Here is a 16,998-nt window from a genome sequence, read left to right as displayed (position 1 = left end):
TTTTCTAGCTTCTAGACGGATAAACCCCAAACATGCATATGATGTAATATGACGCTAGGAAAGGCTGCATATTGTTTACCGGCTGATTTCCTCCCGTGTTTCCAACAACTACAGAATTTGCGTTTAATGGAACATCTGGTGTGGAGGTGTTGAACCCTGCTGTTGGCGTGAAATTTCTTCCTCCCCCGGTGCCTGGAGTTGCAATTGAGGCTCCTGAGGTTGCTGAATTTTGGGTGGCATTTCCTGAACTTACATTGGCAACACCTGTATGTGTATGCGAAGGTATTTGTGTAGTGTTTAGTATATTAGTTGATATGCCACCTCTTTCTCCCAATCTATAAGTTGGTAAACCTGGACCTGTTCCAGGGCCAATTGGAGCACGTCCCCTTAGATCAGGTAAGGCAAAAGTAGTTCTTCCGTCACCCCCATAAGTGGTGCCTAAAATTGAAAATAAGGCGGTGTTTTGAGAAACAGCTATTAGCTGTCCGTCGCAAAATGCCCAACTCCTAGGTGCAAAATTGCCCGCAAATATGCGAACTTCTCCTATTGTTCCTTCCATAATTTATTGTTTTTGGTTAATTATATTTTAATACTTTCTTTGTTACTATTTTCACTTGTGGTTGTAAATCTATGCCCTGGCTGAATACCCAAGTGCACATATTTAGTTCCTGTGAGCGTTCCTACATCAGAACTAATTATGTTTAGTTTTAATAATTTTCCGTATTTACAGCATACATACAAACCTTCCTGTGGATGCGCATGAATTATTTCTCCAGAAATCTTACCCAATAATGGCATATAATCAGCAACAGGAGAAACTTCTACTATTTTCATTATCGAGCCTTGATAGTATGTGGTTGCTCCACCATAAGTTGGGTTACAGGCATTTACTAAGTTTTCAATTTCATCCACTGTATGAGATTCCCAATTGATACTTTTATCAATAGCATTAGGACGCTTATTATAACAATTTTTTATTGTGCTACCTTGAACATTAACTACTTCTTGATTATTAATTCTATCAATCGCTTTTTGAATTAATTGTCCGAGCATAAAACTCATTTTAGAATTGACCATCCCTGCGGTTTCGCCCATTATAATACTAACAGGATGTTCTAAAACAGTAGGGCCGGAATCCCAATGTTCATTTATTTTATGAATTGATATTGCTGTTGTTTTATGACCGTTTTTTATAGACCAAAATATTGGATTAGGTCCTTTGTTACTTGGTAATTTCCCAAAATGGATATTTAAAAATCCGTACTTTGGAATATCTAAAATATCTTTCGGAATTTTCAAGGAAAACCCACATACTAAAACTAATTCTGCTGCTTCTTTTTTAAGCCAATCTTTAAATTCATTATGAATGTTATTCTTATCTATTACAAATGAATTATAACCTTCATTTTGAATTGAATCCATCCAAAACTGTTCGTTTTCAGCTTCGTTTTTGGATGCTTCAAAACAAACTGCTGTTAACTGTCGTGTATCAGTTAAGTGTTTAAATAGAGATAAGCATGTAGGGAAACTGCCTATTAAAATTGTTTTCATAAGGTGTTGGGTGTTTTAATCTTTAAAACATACTAGTCTAAAAATATTTAACTTATACTCACCAATTGCTTTTTAGAAGAACTTCTCAATACAATTTTGTTCTTTAACGCATTCTCAAATGCGAACACACTCTCTTTTCCTATAGACTCTTTAAGGACTTTAACAGGTGTAATAAATTTTAACACATTAATATCCAGTTTTGATACTTCTATATTTTTATCAAAATTTTCAATAAAATTATTTAACCCAATGCTTTGGTATTCATTTAATATATAATGTGAAAAACCACCTTCTTCTTTTTCTATGATTATAGCAAGCTCTTTAGAATTAAAACCCAACATTGAACTTTTCTTTAAGGGGATGATAAAACAACTTTCGCCTAATACCGTAACTTCAAGATTGTTATAAACATAACCTTTATTAGTAAGACTTATTAGTATTTCTTTATGTGCTTCTATAAAAGAATTTGATAATGATGTTACATATCGTTGAGTGGTTTTTTTATACAAACTATAAAATCCTTTTCCGAAATCTGCAAGAGAAACAAAATTGTTATTTTGAACAATCGATGAAGGAAAAACGGATACAGAACTTAAACCTAAGGCTCCTGTTGTTAAAAAAAATCGTCTATTCATGAGTAATTATATTAGGGTTAGTTTGGTCTTGAAAGAAAATAATTTCCTATTATTTACCAAATATAACGATAAAATACGGTATTAATCAAAGAATACCTACAAATTTATACGGTTATTTAATTTTTTTTTTTAACTCTTTAATATACTGAAATTAGAATGCTAATACTTGAATGTCTTTAAATCCCATACCTTTGCAATATGCACCCAAAAAACCCATATCAAAAAGGTTATGATTTTAAACGATTGGTTAAACACCACCCTTCACTACGAAAACACATCATTTTAAATCCCTCAGATAAAGAGACCATAGATTTTAGTGATTCATCCTCCGTTTATGAATTGAATAAAGCAATACTCCTTGCCGATTTTAAACTAGAACTGTATGATTTACCAAAAGGCTATCTCATCCCTCCTATCCCTGGTCGGTTGGATTATTTGTTGCATTTGCGAGATATACTTTCAGAAAAATTTAATCTAGATCCAAACTATAAACTTCGCGGATTGGATATTGGTGCAGGAGCCAATGGCATCTATTGTATTTTAGGGGCGCAACATTTTAATTGGACAATTGTTGGTACCGAAAGCGATTTAAAAGCTGTAGAAATAGCCAAAACCAATATAAAACAGACTAAAGCACTACAGGAAAAAGTTAAAATTCGGCATCAAGACAACAAGAGTTTTTTGTTAAAGAACTGTATAAAACCAAATGAACAATTTGATTTTACGGTTTGCAATCCGCCTTTTCATGGTTCTAAGGAAGAAGCATTAAAAGGTGCTCTTAGAAAACGCAATAATCTAGGTGGTGCAAACGATAACAATAGCTTACTTAATTTTGAAGGACAATCCAACGAACTTTGGTGTAACGGAGGAGAAGCGCTTTTTATGAAACGGCTCATTAAGGAAAGTGTCTTGTTTAAACAGCAAGTCAAAGTATTTACAAGTTTAGTTGCGAAAGCCGAGAATCTTCCAAAGATTGAAAAACAACTCAAAAAAGCAAAAGCCAATTATCATATTATTCCAATGTCGCAGGGCAATAAAAAAAGCCGTTTTATAATGTGGTGGTTTTAGTCACATTTAAGTTTTCGGCATAAAAAAACCTACCACTTAAAAAGCAGTAGGTTTCAGTATATATTATAAAGTATGGAACTTACTTAACTAAAGTAACTTTTACGGCATTCATACCACGTTGTCCTTTTTCAAGTTCGAACGTTACTTTATCATTTTCAACTATTTCATCCACTAAACCACTTACGTGCGTAAAGTATTTTTCTTGATTTTCAGAATCTATAATAAATCCGAAGCCTTTAGATGGATCAAAAAATGAAACTGTTCCTTTTCTAACATAATCCACTTCTTCCTTATCGCCTTCCAAAGTTTTAGGAATACTAATTTCTATATTCTTTGCTTTTACTTTTATTTTCAAAGAAGGATCTGGAGGTGTATCCGTTAAATGCCCGTTATGATCTACATAAGCAAATTCAATACCCTTGCTTCCACCTTCTTCTTTTTCAAGTTTGCGCGCTTCCATCTTCTTCTTCTTATCCTCTCGCTTTTTTAAACGCTTTTTTTCTTTTTCACTTTTACTATAGGTCTGTTGCGATTTTGCCATGTACTGTTTTTAAATTAAATTTTTTGTGATGCTTTTTAAGGAATGTAGCACCTCAATATATTCAAAATATACCATTTAGAATATTAAAAACCAAAATTACTAATTAATATAATTTAAATGAAGAAAATAGGACTTCATTTTCATGTAAACCTCGTCTTTTTTTAATTTTCACATTAAATGATACTTGTCTGAAGAAGGATTTGTAGATATAAAAGATATCAGTGTTAACGGCGATTGCTCAATTTATTCAGGCAATTTGAGGATTTTCCATAGAAGACAGGATAATCAAGCTGGAACCATTTTTGCACAAGGTAATTTTGAAATACCCACAGAGACTTTGTAAACAACAATCTCCTTTCTAAAGACCAATAACTAAAAAAGCGTCTCAACCTAAGAGTTAAGACGCTTTTTTAAACATAAATAATCCGATTATATAGCGGCGTTCAATTTTAATGTAATATCACGTTTGCCAATAAGTAAACTATCCTTTTTTTCCAATTTCAAAATATTATTTAAACCACGTTTTGCTATCTTTTTTCTACACGATTTTCTCAAGAATGGATCATCATCAAAAACAAAATGATTAATGGCGTATTCCTCAGTATTGTTCGGTTCTTTTACAACAGCATGTATTTGCTTTAATGTTTTACTGCCCCAATAATTACCCGGTACAAATGTGTAGAATGTATAACGGCCATCTGCATCGGTCTTAACCCAACCTCTATGTTTTACAACTCTTTTGCCGTTAACTTTAGTTGAATTATAATCGCCATCTTCATCTGCTTGACAAATATAAAGAATGACACCGCTTGCTGGAGTAACCCCATCACTTTTGTATATGGTTCCAGAAATCAAGAGCTTTTCAGAAAACGTCTCAAAACCAGGAATGGTGTCTGTGTTATTTAATTGCGCTTCAGAATGGTCATAAATAGCATGGCGCTTTTTATAGTCATGGAGGTTCTGTGATGCATTATCTGCTAATTCTTGTGCATTACCGCTAAGGCAAACAGTTAAAAAACTAGCTAAACTAATAAGTGTTATTAAATTTTTCATGGGGCGATGTTTATATAATCACCTCAAAACTAATCAACTACATGCATGCAACACAAAAAACCGTATGAACGCTAAAAAATTACGTTCAATGAACGAGCGCTATCATGAACCGCAAAAATCATCGGTAAAATCCTTGAATATTTTGATTTTAAGATTTAGTGCTACTTCATTTCTGAAATAGCTTCAACTTCTCCAGAGTATTGAATTTGAAATCGAGATGCACCTCTTAAATTTAGTTCGCTTTTAAGATTTGGGTAAAGTCTAATCATGACATTAAAATTTTCAGAATTGCTTTTGGCTTCGCACAAAATAGTATAACTATTATCTTCATTTTTAGTTGCAGTATAATTTTCCATCACCCCCTTAAACTCAATAGCACTATCCATTCCTCCATAGGCCACTTGCATTTGTCGTTCTCCAAAATAGGGTAAATAAGAATAAATACTATCTCCAGATATTTTTAAGAAATTAGCATTTCCTATTAAATTAATGGCACCTGAATTACTACCGGGAGGTAACAATCCAGAATTTAGCACTTGAGACATGGCATTGGTAGCTTGAGGATATGCCCACTCAGATTCTATTATGAACTTTTGCGCTTCTACCAATGTTCCCAGAGCTTCTATTTCTGCTGAAGTAGCTGTAGATTTTGATGATTTGCATGACACCATCATAAAGCTCATCAAACATAATGCTAATAAAAATCTCATGTTTTATTTTTTCATCTTAAAATACAAAAACTCCTTAAAAGTAGTTGCTAATAAATAGTTAAAATAAGCCTTTTAATGTTGTGGGTTACGAACTTTATAAGCACCAATAGTTAAGAACACTAAAAACCCAATGGTTAAATAACCAATAAAAGAATAAGACCCCAATTGTGTAAAACTATAACTAAATAGACTTGGTGCAATGGCACTTGCAATCACCAAAAAACTCATAACTTTCCCTGTAATAGATCCTAAATAGTTGCGTCCAAAATAACGGGGCCATGTTACGGCATTTACAACTGCAAATAAACCTCCGCACAATCCCAGTCCAAAAATTAATAGATATACACCAAAGGTATTGGCTAAAAACAAAAGTCCAAATGAGGCTAAGAATCCCCCTAAAAGCATGCAATACAAATAGATTTTATGATGTATATAATCACTTAAAACATTACACAACGTTGACACTATAATTGCAATTATAGAAATAGGCAAAAACACAGTAATGGCTTGGGATTTTGTATAATCCTGACTCCCAAAAATGGACACCACATGAAATGTAAACCCCGTTATAAAAAAACTATTGAATGCCAGTGTTAAACCTATCATCCAAAAGGCGCGGGTTTTTTTAGCTTCCTTTAAAGTGAAGTTTTTTTCAACCTTTATAGTTTTAGTTTGTACTTTTTTCTTAGAATTACCGTCTGGTGTTAATCCAAAATTTTCAGGTGTATTTCGATATAACTGAATGATAAAAAAACTAAAAATGAATAAACACAATGCCAGAATTTGCCAACTCAATTCCCATCCATTATTATCTACAAGCTGATTAATAAAAATCGGAGCGCTAGAAAACCCCAAAGAAACGGTAATACTACTTATGGCGTTCACTTTCCCGCGATTTTTATCAAACCACATCATGATCATATTTCGAGAAGACATGGTCAATACACCCTGTCCAAAAAACCGAATAGCAAAAAATAAAAGAGTGATTAAAACGAACGGAATGATCCAAGATTCAAACCCAAGAAACAATTTGATACCTTGGCTAATTTTGAGCGCTATTGAAAATAACAGTAATGAAATCCCTAAAAAGAAAGCAGCAAAAAACGCCACATAACGAGCGCCAAATCTATCAAAAAGCACTCCTGCCCTAGCCACAAAAAAGGCACTTAAAAGTGTGCCAATCATATAAGCATTACTAAATTGGTTTCTCGTTAAACCAAGTGCATCTTTTACAGGATCTGTAAAAACCGAAACACCAACGGTTTGTCCAGGAATGCTTGCCAGTATCCCAACACTACCGATAACCAAAACAATATATCCATAAAATACTGGGGATTTTTTAGGATTTATAAAGGAGAATTTATTTGGGTTTGGCATCATTTAAAAAGTAAGTTTCAAAAGTAGTTGTTTCATAAATAACTTCCCCCTTTTTAGGAGCTAGATTTAAAGGTATAAAGCGGTTTCCATATTCATAAATTATCAATTATTTCAACGCAATAACTTATATTTACTATTCAACATTTGTGCTTTATGCAATGAAAATCAACAAATTCATAATTTTTATATTCCTAGCAGTTTTTAGTAGTTTTCAATGCGTCTGTGCGCAAAATCCAGAACTTGAAATTGTTGGAAAAGTCATTGAAAATGCAACAAAACAACCCATCGCATATGCTACAATCTCTGTCATAGATATCGCGTCAAAAAAAGCTATAACCGGAACGATAACAAATGCTAAAGGCAATTTTTTACTTAAAACAAAAGCTTCTAATTTTTATATAGAAGTCAGTTTTATGGGCTATACCTCTAAAACTTTTAGGGCGTTCAAAATTGAAAATGGAGTTATTGATTTAAGAACAATTGTTCTTGAAGAAGACATACAAGGACTTGATGCAGTTGTAGTTCGCGCGGAAAAATCCCAAACAGAATTCAAATTAGATAAACGTGTTTTTAATGTTGGAAAAGATTTAAGTTCTACTGGAGCGAGTGTTTTTGAAGTGCTTAATAATGTGCCTTCAGTAAATGTAACTATTGAAGGCGACGTGAGTTTAAGAGGGAGTCAAGGTGTTCAGATTTTAATTAATGGCAAACCATCTGTTATTGCCAGCAACGACGGTAACGCCTTAGGAACTATCACCGCAGATATGATTGAAAAGATTGAAGTGATCACAAATCCTTCAGCAAAGTATGACGCCCAAGGCACTTCAGGGATTATCAATATTGTGATTAAAAAATCTGAAAAACGAGGATTGAATGGTGCTGCAACCTTAAATTTTGGTGTGCCAAACAGTAACAGTTTTGGGCTGAGTTTAAATAAACGCACAGAAAAATTCAATCTGTTTAGTCAAATGGGAATTGGTTTGAGAACGTTTCCGGATGAACGTAAAACAATTAATAGGGATTTAGTGAATAACCGATCTATTACGAGCATTGGAGAAAGTGCTTTTGATGAAAAGTTCAGTAATATTCTTATTGGTGCAGATTATCATATTGATAAAATGAATATTGTAACCCTTTCTGGTTCTTATGCTTATGAAAACGAAACGCAAGGTGCTACTTCAAATTTTGAACAAGAAGCGGATAACAACATTGATAAATGGATTAGAAATGAACGTACTGAAGCTACCAACCCGAAACTACGCTATGAATTGCAGTATATTAAAAATTTCAAAAGACATAAGGACCAAACGTTATTGTTTAGTGCTTTAGGAAGTTCTTTTAGAAAAGACCAATCTTCAGAATTTCAAAATAATACCACAGTTGGCGATATCCCTGATTTTAGGCAGAAATCGAGAACAGATTATAAGTTAGAAGAATATACTTTTAAACTGGATTACACTCATCCTTTTTTGGAAAAATATACACTCGAATCTGGTGCGCAATATGTAGTTAATATAGTTGGCAATGATTTTGAAGTTAGTGATTTTATAAACGGTGATTGGGTAAGTGTTCCTGAGTTAACCAATCTATTTGATTTTACCCAAAAAGTATTGGGCATCTATACTACCGCTGCTTTTGAAGGTGAAAAATGGGGTGTTAAATTTGGATTAAGATTAGAAGACACCAACATTAATACTTTGCTTGAAACTACAAGTGAAAATAATAAAAACAATTACGCCAATGTATTTCCAAGCGCACATGCATCCTATAAAATATCAGATGATTTTTCGCTACAACTTGGGTATTCAAGACGTATCAATAGACCCGGTTTAAGAAGTTTAAATCCGTTTTCAAACATTAGAAACAACTTTAGTATTTCTACTGGAAATCCAGATTTACAACCAGAATTCACGAATTCATATGAATTTACGGGGATAAAAAAACTAGATAAAGCATCGTTTAGTTTCAGTATCTATAATAGGAAAACTACCGATGTTATGGAGCGAATTTCTGTGTTCGAAAATAACGTTAGTATTTCCCGCCCTGAAAACATTGGAACTAACACTACTACAGGTTTTGAATTTAATGGAAAGTATGCGCCTATTGATTGGTTTTCAATGAATGGCGATTTTAATATGAACTATTTTGATAGATCGGGCGTTTTTGAAATGACAACATTTGATTTTAGCGGCAACCAATGGTCAACACGTTTAACATCAAAATTTAAGTTGCCAGCCAAATTTGATGTAGAACTATCTGGAAATTACAGATCAAAATATAAAACATTACAACAAGAAATTGCTGAAAATATATTTATGGATTTTGGTTTAAGAAAGAAAATCTTCAAGGGAAAAACAATTCTAAATCTGAGCATTCGTGATGTGTTTGCTTCAAGAGTAAATGAAAGTGTTACCAACCAACCCAACTTCTATTTATTCAATAGCAGACGCCGTGGACGTTTTATAACCTTTGGTATCAGTTATGGATTTGGTAAAGGGGAGGCTATGGAATTTTCGGGACAAAGGCGTTAACTCAATATTTTTTTAACTGCTTTAATACAATCATCCTGAGTGTTTATGTTGGTGTTTAAAGCTATATTCCTATTTCCATATGGGCCGTAAACAACTTGATTGTCTCTTGAAAATAATCCAACCGTTGGTGTAAGAGTAGCACTTGCTAAGTGCATCACACCATTATCAGCAGCTATAAAAATTGACGTATTTGCAATAATCCCTCCCATTTCCCGAATGTCTTTACTATAGAAATTTGGGGCTTTAAAGTTTATTTTTGAGATATTTTCTATCGGAAGCATTTCAATGATATTATAAGTATCCTCAAAGTTTTCCTTTAATTTAGAATAGAAGGCTTCCCACCATTCCTCGGAATAACATTTATCTGCCGTGGCATTGGTGTAAATGCAAATGGTTTTTTTTTGATTTTTTACCAAATCCTCTAAAATATTTTTGCCATTGGAAATCTCATCCTTGGTCAATTTTATATTCAAAACAGGCAGCGGATTGCTGTTTTCCGGATATCCTAATTTGCTTAAATAGCGTCTTAAATTATAAATAGGATATTTAGATATATGCAGATAATCATCGTACTTTTTTTGTATATCTTCATGTACATCTCCAAACACTTTTAAAGGTGCTTTTGCGAGATTGGTCAGTAATCTTCCAGATGAAGAATCTTTATCTCCATTAATCACCATGTCATAGCTTTTCTGCTTAATAGACACCCAACACATTGCGTATTTATATAAATCGCTAAAAGGTTTTCTGGGTAATTTATAAATTTTATCAATAGAATTATAAGTTTCGAAAACAGGGAAAGCAACACCACCTTTAGCAAATAAATCTATTTTACAACCGGGAAAAGTGCTTTCTACTTCTTGAACTAATGGTGTGGTCAATAATTGATTGCCCAACCGATGATTGGGTCTAATAATCAACACCTTTTTGATTGTGATGCTTTTTCCCAATTCGGCAGTTGGTTCTTTATAAGAACTCCCAACCCTTTTGGTTATGGCATGCATGATTTTGCGCCGTTTACCATTTATCCAACCGTTAAAACCCATTACATATTTTTTAATTCACTCACTAAATCAGTTAATGCAGCTTTGGCATCCCCAAATAGCATAGACGTTTTTGAGTTATAAAATAATTCATTTTGAATACCTGCATAACCTGCATTCATACTACGCTTATTCACAACTATATGTTTTGCATTTTCAACATCCAGAATAGGCATACCATAAATAGGACTAGAAGGATCGTTATGTGCTGCAGGATTTACAACATCATTTGCGCCTACTACCAATACAACATCGGCATTTGTGAATTGAGGGTTGATATCATCCATTTCAATTAACAGACCGTAATCTACATTAGATTCTGCCAACAACACATTCATATGTCCGGGCATTCTTCCTGCAACAGGATGAACGGCATATTTTACGTTAACCCCTTTTTTGGTCAATAGTTCTTCCAATTCGTGAATGACGTGCTGCGCTTGGGCTACAGCTAATCCATATCCAGGAACAATAATCACATTGGTTGCATAATTCATCATAATTGCGGCATCACTAGCTGTTGTGCTTTTTATAGTGCCTAGTTCCTTATTAGATCCTTCAATTGCAGCGGTTGCTCCAAAAGCTCCAAAAATAACAGAACCTAAAGTTCTATTCATTGCTTTACACATGGCTACAGTTAGAATAATTCCAGCAGAACCTACTAAAATACCACCAACTAACATGACCATATTATCATATAAAATTCCGGTAATAGCAGCAGCAATACCAGTTAAAGAGTTTAATAATGAAATAACTACGGGCATGTCGGCACCACCAATAGGCAACACAAACAAAATGCCATATACTAAACCTGCCGCTAAAACACCATACGTAAATAACGGACTATGATTTCCTGTTGCAATCATAAAAACAGCCAGAGTAATAATGCCAATAAAAAACAGATTGTTAATAAGGTTGTACTGGGGTATTTTCACAACACTTTTTAGCGAACCATTCAATTTCCCCCATGCAATTAAACTTCCTGAAAAGGTTATTGCTCCAATGATTATCGCTGAAATTACGGTAATAGCCTGTAATGAGTCTTCTATACTTTTACTGAATTCCACAAGACCAATTAAAGCAGCACTTGCGCCACCAAAACCATTAAACAAAGACACCAGTTCAGGCATTTTTGTCATTTCAACCTTAATAGCGATCAAATAACCTATGATAGACCCTATAACTATTGCAGCTCCAATTAGAATATAAATGATTGGTGCCACCTCTAAATCGTGGATAAAAATAGTTCCAACAATCGCAATTACCATTCCTACTGCGGCTATAGTATTTCCGCTTTTAGCAGTATCTGGATGCCCTAATCGTTTTAAACCGACGATAAATGTAACCGTTGCAATTAAATATATAACACTTAATAAAACACTCATTATTTTTTCTTTTTAAACATTTGCAACATTCTGTGGGTTACGGCAAAACCTCCCACAACATTTAATATTCCTAATACAACAGCGATAAAACCTAATGTTAAAGCTACATAGTCGTCTGGACTGGCATGCAACATTACCAAAATAGCACCTACAATTACAACGCCACTTAATGCGTTTGCGCCAGACATTAACGGTGTGTGCAAAACGGCAGGGATACTTTTAATCACTTCTACACCAACAAAAATGGCAAGAATAAGTATATAGACTATTTGTAAATTATCACTAATAAATTGAATGATCTGTTCCATGATTTTTTTAGTTTTTTCGGATGTTACCGTCTTTTACAATGAGGGTTTCATCTGTTATTTCTTCTTCCAAATCCCATTTAAAATTGGCATCTTCTGTTAAATGCACAAGGAAATTATAGATGTTTTTTGCAAACAATTCACTTGCATTAGTTGCTACACTTTCGGGAGCAATGGTAGTTCCAATTACCTTGACACCATTTATGATAACTGTTTCATTAAGTTTGCTCAACTCGCAATTTCCGCCCTGTGCAGCAGCTAGATCTATGATTACCGCTCCGTTTTTCATCTGTTCAACTTGTTCCCTGGTAATTAAAGTTGGTGCTTTTCTACCGGGAATATTTGCCGTTGTAATGACTAAATCGGCTTGAAATAAAGATTTATTAACAGCTTCTTTTTGTCGTTTAGCAAAGTCTTCTGAAGCTTCTTTAGCATAACCACCTTCAGATTCCTCGCCTTCATTATCTACAGAAATAAATTTTGCGCCCAGAGATTCTGCTTGTTCTTTGGTTTCGCTTCTAATATCTGTGGCTTCTACTACTGCACCCAATCTTTTGGCGGTTGCAATAGCTTGTAAACCTGCAACACCCACACCAAAAATCAAAACTTTTGAAGGTGTGATAGTTCCGGCAGCAGTCATCATTAACGGGAAAATTTTGGTCATTTCATAAGCACCAAGAATCACAGCCTTATAACCCGCTAGATTATTTTGCGAACTTAAAACGTCCATATCCTGAGCTCTTGAAATACGCGGAATGGCATCCATAGAAAATGCAGTAGCGCCTTTTGCCGCAATAGCTTCAATTAATTTAGGATTTGATTTATGATACAGCTGACTGATTAAAATTTGCCCTTTATCAACCAGTTTTAAATCTTCGTCATCAAAAGGATTGATTTTAATTAAAACATCCGCTTCTTTAAATACAACACCTCGTTTTTCTATACTGGCATTAACAGCTGTAAAATCAGAATCTTTATAGGAAGAACCTTTACCAGCTTCTTCTTCAACTATGATTTGGAATCCTTTTGCTATTAATTGCTTTGCAATATTTGGAGATAATGAAACCCGTTTTTCGCCCTTTTGAGTTTCCTTTAGAATACCAATCTTCATTTTGGATATGAGTTAGTTTGGTTAGAGTTGACTTTTAAGTTATTCAAAAATCAAGACACAAATATAGCCAAAAGCACCTACTTTTAATTAAAACTAAAATACTTTTGAAGATAGTTTATTGTTAGTATCTAATCATTGAAAAAATTTTAACAATAGATATGATACATTCAATTTTAAATATTTCATAAAATTAATAATTATTATAGCAAAGTAGAACTGGGCATTTTCAATAGTTGACGATGAAAACTCAACTTACTTGTTTTGATTTATGCAGAACATTTAAAACAAGCCCCAAAATGATTAAAGCGATACCCAATAAACTCCAAAAAGAATAGACTTCACTAAACAATGTGATTCCTAAAAGCAACGTGAAAATAACTTCTAAATATTTTAAAGGTGCTATTAGGTTTGTTGCGGCAGATTGAAATGCTTTCGTCATATATACTTGTCCGAAATACCCAAAGAACCCAAGTCCTAATAACAAAAACCATTCTTTACCAACGGGTTGCACCCAATTATTTATGGATAACACACCACCAACTATAGCCGAAATAACCATGAAATAGTTAACCACAACAACGGGATGATCGTCCTTACCTATTTTGCTAATAATGATATAAACCAAGCCACTAAAAATCGCGGATATAAAAATTAATAGTAAGCCATAACCACTTAAAGTTTTATCAAATCCTTTCAATATAATAACACCTGAAAATGCCATGGCAAAAAACAACCATTGCAAAAGTTTCATTTTTTCCTTTAGAAAAATAATAGCGAAAACTGCAGCAAAAATGGGTGCTAAATAGCGTAATGAAACCGCAGTACCAATGGGTAAGTATTTGGTGGACATAAAGAACAACGCCATTGAAGTCAAACCAACTAAACCTCTAATTATGAGTAACCCTCTTTTGTTTCCTAATATTGGAATGTTATTTTTCAGAAGAAATCCGAAGGTAAAAAACAAGCAGCTAAAAGCTCTAAAAAACACAATTTGAAATGCATTCATATGCACCAAATGTTTCACAATACCATTCATACATGCAAATGCCAAAGTGCTGAAAAGCATGAATTTTATGGCGTTTTTAATTTCCAAATGTTAGTAGGATTAAACTTAGTTGTTACGTAGGTATTGGCTAGTTTAAGATTTGTGCGGCTATAAAATCGAAGATTTTCAGGGAATGTAAAATTAGTTTATTAGAATTTTTGGAACTAATATTTAGTTTAAAGTTAAGCATTTATTGTAGGTATTTCGGTTTTATTCGTTCTTTCTATATTCCCACATCAGATCTTCTATTTTCCAAGTATAATCCTTTACTTTTCTTGAAACTTCAAGTAATTCTTTGTCATTCGCATATGACATTAAAAGTTCATCACTAATTTTTAGTAAGATTTTCGAAGCATAATTTATACGTTTTTTTAGTATTTTAATTCTATCTTCTTCAATCAAATTATCTTCTTCATTTAGATTTTCAACACTCCAATCAAATTCAGATTTTTTTAATATAAACTTAGTTTGTTCTTTATTTATTGGCTTAAATCCTAAATTTAATGCAACTTTTAAAGAATTGTTATAGTTTTTTTCTCTGACTCCCCTTCCGTTTTCAATGGTTATTCTTTGTTCCTTTCTTTCGTAAAAGAGATAAGGTAAAATTGTTTCTTTTAATGATTTTGTTAGAATCCCTTTCTTTCTTTGCTTTGGAAGAACGTACCAATGTAAGTCATAATCCATATCTAATACAGCACCGACATAAACTCCTAAAGTATTTTTTATAAAAAAGAATCTTGATGAGCTAAAACTGCTAACGGAGTCTTTTTGTTTTGGTTGTTCACGCCATACTTTTCCAACATCAACAGTTTCGCTAATTGGTCGAGTAAAAATTGATTCTTGACCTTTTTTGTTATTCAGGCGGTCAATATATTTCCTAATTTCTCTTTCTGTCATTTTTTTCTTAAATGAATGCTAAGTCTCTTTAACTCCTAAAAGATTTAAAAAAAATAGTGAATATTAGTGAAATACGTGGCTTAGTATAATTTTCCTTTTAACTTCAAAAAGTTTAAACCAGTTCAACACACAAAATTATTCTTTAGGCGCATACCCATGAATTTCCTCAAAAACTTCATCAAAGTTCACACGCAAATAGGAATTCAATTTTTTACGGTATTCCCCTCTTAACCACTCCACAAAGTTAAACGTACTTTTACTAATGCACTTGGTGTAACGCTTTACCCTGAAGTCAATATCATCTCCTAATTTTTTTGCTAAAGCCAATGCATCATAAACATCTTCGCTATTTTCAATACAGATTCTTCCGTGTTGCGCTATAGAACGTTCTAAAACCACTTTAGAGGATTCTCCTGCTCTAATGGACTCCACATACGTTTTTTGAATGTCAAAATACACATCCTTAGATTTAGCAAACTCCTGACGTAAATCGTCCGGCATTTCATATCTAAAATTGCTCTCTAATTCTTCATCACTTAAAATCGCATCCAGATAATAATTAGGTGACTTAAAGATCCGTTGCCAATCCAGATTATCTCCCCAAGGCCCAAATCTGTGGAAATTATTTCCCAAATCAATTACAGAGAATTTGTCTTTATTTTCTAAAACACGAGACCCACGACCAATCATTTGATAATATAAGGTCAACGATTTTGTGGCACGATTTAAAATGATACTTTCAACAGTTGGCTCATCAAATCCCGTGGTTAAAATACTAACGGAAGTTAAAATGGCATCAGGAGTCTTTTTAAACCATTTTAAAATCATGGCACGCTCTTTCTTGGTATTGGTATTATCCAAATGTGCCACAGGATAACCTGCTCTTCTAAAGGTATCGTAAACGTGCAAAGACGTTGTAATACCGTTATTAAAAATTAGTGTTTTCTTGCCTTTAGAACGTTCTTCATAAGCTCGTAAAAGCTTACTCAACATATCATTATCGGTATATAAATCTTCTGAAGACTTTACCGTATAATCTCCATTTGCCCCAACTACAAGCGATGTTAAACCTACGTTATAACTAAACATTTCGGCGCGCGCCAAAAACCCCCGTTCTATTAAAGATTCTATAGTTTCACCTACAATAAGTTCATCATAATTATCCGTCATCGGTAATTCCATACTAGAACTTAAAGGTGTTGCGGTAACGCCTAAAATAAACGACTGACTAAAAAACTTGAATAATTTTGTGAAGGAGTTGTAATGCGCTTCATCAATAATAACTAAACCAATATCAGAAATATCCAGTTTATCATCATTCAGCCTATTGTTTAAGGTTTCAACCATGGCTACAAAACAGCTATAATCTGCTTGATCGCTTAAATCTGCCTTACTATCCACCACCTTATTTATCACACCAAATTCCGTAAGCATATTAGAGGTTTGCTTACACAATTCAATACGGTGCGTCATTACCAGCACCTTCTTTTTATGGGTTTTTAAAAACTGTCTAACAATTTCAGAAAAAATGACTGTTTTACCACCACCAGTTGGTAATTGATATAATAAGTGATAATCTTCAGGAGACTCTTCAAAACTCTTAAAAATTTTATCTATCGCTCCTTTTTGGTAACTATATAAATCTTTCCCCGTTTTTCGCTCTTGCAGTTCTATTTTCGAAATCGCCATACTTAAATTTTGGTAAGTTGCAAAAATAACACCTTTATCGGGTATTATAAAGAGGATTGG

16 protein-coding genes are annotated in these 16,998 nt (G+C 33.5%); 2 read left to right on the top strand and 14 right to left on the bottom strand.

Annotated features, from left to right (window positions below):
• Positions 1–4 precede the first annotated feature (4 nt).
• The 3 genes from ABXQ82_RS12725 to ABXQ82_RS12715 are packed head-to-tail and all read right to left on the bottom strand — an operon-like array spanning position 5 to position 2,186.
• Positions 5–559: a tail fiber protein gene (locus ABXQ82_RS12725; RefSeq protein WP_367060157.1), complete on the bottom strand. Its 555-nt coding sequence runs from the start codon at positions 557–559 to the stop codon at positions 5–7.
• 20 nt (positions 560–579) lie between these two features.
• Positions 580–1,551, bottom strand: a complete 972-nt coding sequence (locus ABXQ82_RS12720) for a formyltransferase family protein (protein ID WP_367060154.1) — start codon at positions 1,549–1,551, stop codon at positions 580–582.
• A gap of 47 nt (positions 1,552–1,598) precedes the next feature.
• Positions 1,599–2,186: a hypothetical protein gene (locus ABXQ82_RS12715; RefSeq protein WP_367060151.1), complete on the bottom strand. Its 588-nt coding sequence runs from the start codon at positions 2,184–2,186 to the stop codon at positions 1,599–1,601.
• 198 nt (positions 2,187–2,384) lie between these two features.
• Between ABXQ82_RS12715 and rlmF the strand changes: the two genes are divergently transcribed.
• Complete coding sequence (rlmF, locus tag ABXQ82_RS12710) at positions 2,385–3,254, top strand: 23S rRNA (adenine(1618)-N(6))-methyltransferase RlmF (RefSeq protein ID WP_367060148.1); 870 nt, start codon at positions 2,385–2,387, stop codon at positions 3,252–3,254.
• A gap of 79 nt (positions 3,255–3,333) precedes the next feature.
• On the opposite strand, the gene ABXQ82_RS12705 is transcribed toward rlmF, so the two are convergent.
• From ABXQ82_RS12705 to ABXQ82_RS12690, 4 genes are all read right to left on the bottom strand, one after another.
• A complete protein-coding gene (locus ABXQ82_RS12705) occupies positions 3,334–3,795 on the bottom strand; it encodes a cold shock domain-containing protein (protein ID WP_367060145.1) in 462 nt (153 codons plus the stop codon).
• Positions 3,796–4,224: 429 nt separating this feature from the next.
• On the bottom strand, positions 4,225–4,848 hold the full coding sequence (locus ABXQ82_RS12700; protein ID WP_367060142.1) for a hypothetical protein: 624 nt from the start codon (positions 4,846–4,848) through the stop codon (positions 4,225–4,227).
• A gap of 161 nt (positions 4,849–5,009) precedes the next feature.
• Complete coding sequence (locus tag ABXQ82_RS12695; protein WP_367060139.1) at positions 5,010–5,558, bottom strand: DUF4251 domain-containing protein; 549 nt, start codon at positions 5,556–5,558, stop codon at positions 5,010–5,012.
• Positions 5,559–5,630: 72 nt separating this feature from the next.
• The gene (locus ABXQ82_RS12690; protein ID WP_367060136.1) at positions 5,631–6,938 is read right to left on the bottom strand and encodes an MFS transporter; all 1,308 of its coding nucleotides are present in this window, start codon (positions 6,936–6,938) and stop codon (positions 5,631–5,633) included.
• Between the two features lie 155 nt (positions 6,939–7,093).
• Between ABXQ82_RS12690 and ABXQ82_RS12685 the strand changes: the two genes are divergently transcribed.
• Entirely contained in the window at positions 7,094–9,466 is a 2,373-nt protein-coding gene (locus ABXQ82_RS12685; protein ID WP_367060133.1) for a TonB-dependent receptor, read from the top strand.
• On the opposite strand, the gene ABXQ82_RS12680 is transcribed toward ABXQ82_RS12685, so the two are convergent.
• From ABXQ82_RS12680 to ABXQ82_RS12650, 7 genes are all read right to left on the bottom strand, one after another.
• The gene (locus ABXQ82_RS12680; protein WP_367060130.1) at positions 9,463–10,512 is read right to left on the bottom strand and encodes a glycosyltransferase family 9 protein; all 1,050 of its coding nucleotides are present in this window, start codon (positions 10,510–10,512) and stop codon (positions 9,463–9,465) included. The two genes, ABXQ82_RS12685 and ABXQ82_RS12680, sit on opposite strands and share 4 nt — an antisense overlap.
• Positions 10,512–11,891 (bottom strand): NAD(P)(+) transhydrogenase (Re/Si-specific) subunit beta, encoded by a 1,380-nt coding sequence (locus ABXQ82_RS12675; RefSeq protein ID WP_367060127.1) that lies wholly within the window; start codon positions 11,889–11,891, stop codon positions 10,512–10,514. Before ABXQ82_RS12675 ends, ABXQ82_RS12680 begins: the two co-directional genes overlap by 1 nt.
• Positions 11,891–12,199: an NAD(P) transhydrogenase subunit alpha gene (locus ABXQ82_RS12670; RefSeq protein ID WP_367060124.1), complete on the bottom strand. Its 309-nt coding sequence runs from the start codon at positions 12,197–12,199 to the stop codon at positions 11,891–11,893. Before ABXQ82_RS12670 ends, ABXQ82_RS12675 begins: the two co-directional genes overlap by 1 nt.
• A 7-nt stretch (positions 12,200–12,206) precedes the next feature.
• Complete coding sequence (locus ABXQ82_RS12665; protein WP_367060121.1) at positions 12,207–13,307, bottom strand: Re/Si-specific NAD(P)(+) transhydrogenase subunit alpha; 1,101 nt, start codon at positions 13,305–13,307, stop codon at positions 12,207–12,209.
• Positions 13,308–13,554: 247 nt separating this feature from the next.
• Entirely contained in the window at positions 13,555–14,400 is an 846-nt protein-coding gene (locus tag ABXQ82_RS12660; RefSeq protein WP_367060118.1) for a DMT family transporter, read from the bottom strand.
• Between the two features lie 162 nt (positions 14,401–14,562).
• Positions 14,563–15,249: a hypothetical protein gene (locus tag ABXQ82_RS12655; RefSeq protein WP_367060115.1), complete on the bottom strand. Its 687-nt coding sequence runs from the start codon at positions 15,247–15,249 to the stop codon at positions 14,563–14,565.
• Between the two features lie 135 nt (positions 15,250–15,384).
• A complete protein-coding gene (locus ABXQ82_RS12650) occupies positions 15,385–16,938 on the bottom strand; it encodes a DEAD/DEAH box helicase family protein (RefSeq protein ID WP_367060112.1) in 1,554 nt (517 codons plus the stop codon).
• Between the last annotated feature and the right edge of the window lie 60 nt (positions 16,939–16,998).

The organism is Algibacter sp. 2305UL17-15 (genome assembly GCF_040720935.1).
Classification (GTDB): domain Bacteria; phylum Bacteroidota; class Bacteroidia; order Flavobacteriales; family Flavobacteriaceae; genus Jejuia.
Note: the sequence above shows the minus strand (reverse complement) of the source record. Positions and strands in the feature narration are given on the sequence as shown.

Excerpts from the sequence above, each read along its gene's own strand:
- ABXQ82_RS12715 (WP_367060151.1), bottom strand. The coding sequence starts at position 2,186 with ATGAATAGACGATTTTTTTTAACAACAGGAGCCTTAGGTTTAAGTTCT.
- ABXQ82_RS12705 (WP_367060145.1), bottom strand. The coding sequence starts at position 3,795 with ATGGCAAAATCGCAACAGACCTATAGTAAAAGTGAAAAAGAAAAAAAG.
- ABXQ82_RS12690 (WP_367060136.1), bottom strand. The coding sequence starts at position 6,938 with ATGATGCCAAACCCAAATAAATTCTCCTTTATAAATCCTAAAAAATCC.
- ABXQ82_RS12665 (WP_367060121.1), bottom strand. The coding sequence starts at position 13,307 with ATGAAGATTGGTATTCTAAAGGAAACTCAAAAGGGCGAAAAACGGGTT.
- ABXQ82_RS12650 (WP_367060112.1), bottom strand. The coding sequence starts at position 16,938 with ATGGCGATTTCGAAAATAGAACTGCAAGAGCGAAAAACGGGGAAAGAT.
- ABXQ82_RS12725 (WP_367060157.1), bottom strand. The coding sequence starts at position 559 with ATGGAAGGAACAATAGGAGAAGTTCGCATATTTGCGGGCAATTTTGCA.
- ABXQ82_RS12720 (WP_367060154.1), bottom strand. The coding sequence starts at position 1,551 with ATGAAAACAATTTTAATAGGCAGTTTCCCTACATGCTTATCTCTATTT.
- ABXQ82_RS12680 (WP_367060130.1), bottom strand. The coding sequence starts at position 10,512 with ATGGGTTTTAACGGTTGGATAAATGGTAAACGGCGCAAAATCATGCAT.
- ABXQ82_RS12685 (WP_367060133.1), top strand. The coding sequence starts at position 7,094 with ATGAAAATCAACAAATTCATAATTTTTATATTCCTAGCAGTTTTTAGT.
- ABXQ82_RS12670 (WP_367060124.1), bottom strand. The coding sequence starts at position 12,199 with ATGGAACAGATCATTCAATTTATTAGTGATAATTTACAAATAGTCTAT.
- ABXQ82_RS12700 (WP_367060142.1), bottom strand. The coding sequence starts at position 4,848 with ATGAAAAATTTAATAACACTTATTAGTTTAGCTAGTTTTTTAACTGTT.
- rlmF (WP_367060148.1), top strand. The coding sequence starts at position 2,385 with ATGCACCCAAAAAACCCATATCAAAAAGGTTATGATTTTAAACGATTG.
- ABXQ82_RS12695 (WP_367060139.1), bottom strand. The coding sequence starts at position 5,558 with ATGAGATTTTTATTAGCATTATGTTTGATGAGCTTTATGATGGTGTCA.
- ABXQ82_RS12675 (WP_367060127.1), bottom strand. The coding sequence starts at position 11,891 with ATGAGTGTTTTATTAAGTGTTATATATTTAATTGCAACGGTTACATTT.
- ABXQ82_RS12655 (WP_367060115.1), bottom strand. The coding sequence starts at position 15,249 with ATGACAGAAAGAGAAATTAGGAAATATATTGACCGCCTGAATAACAAA.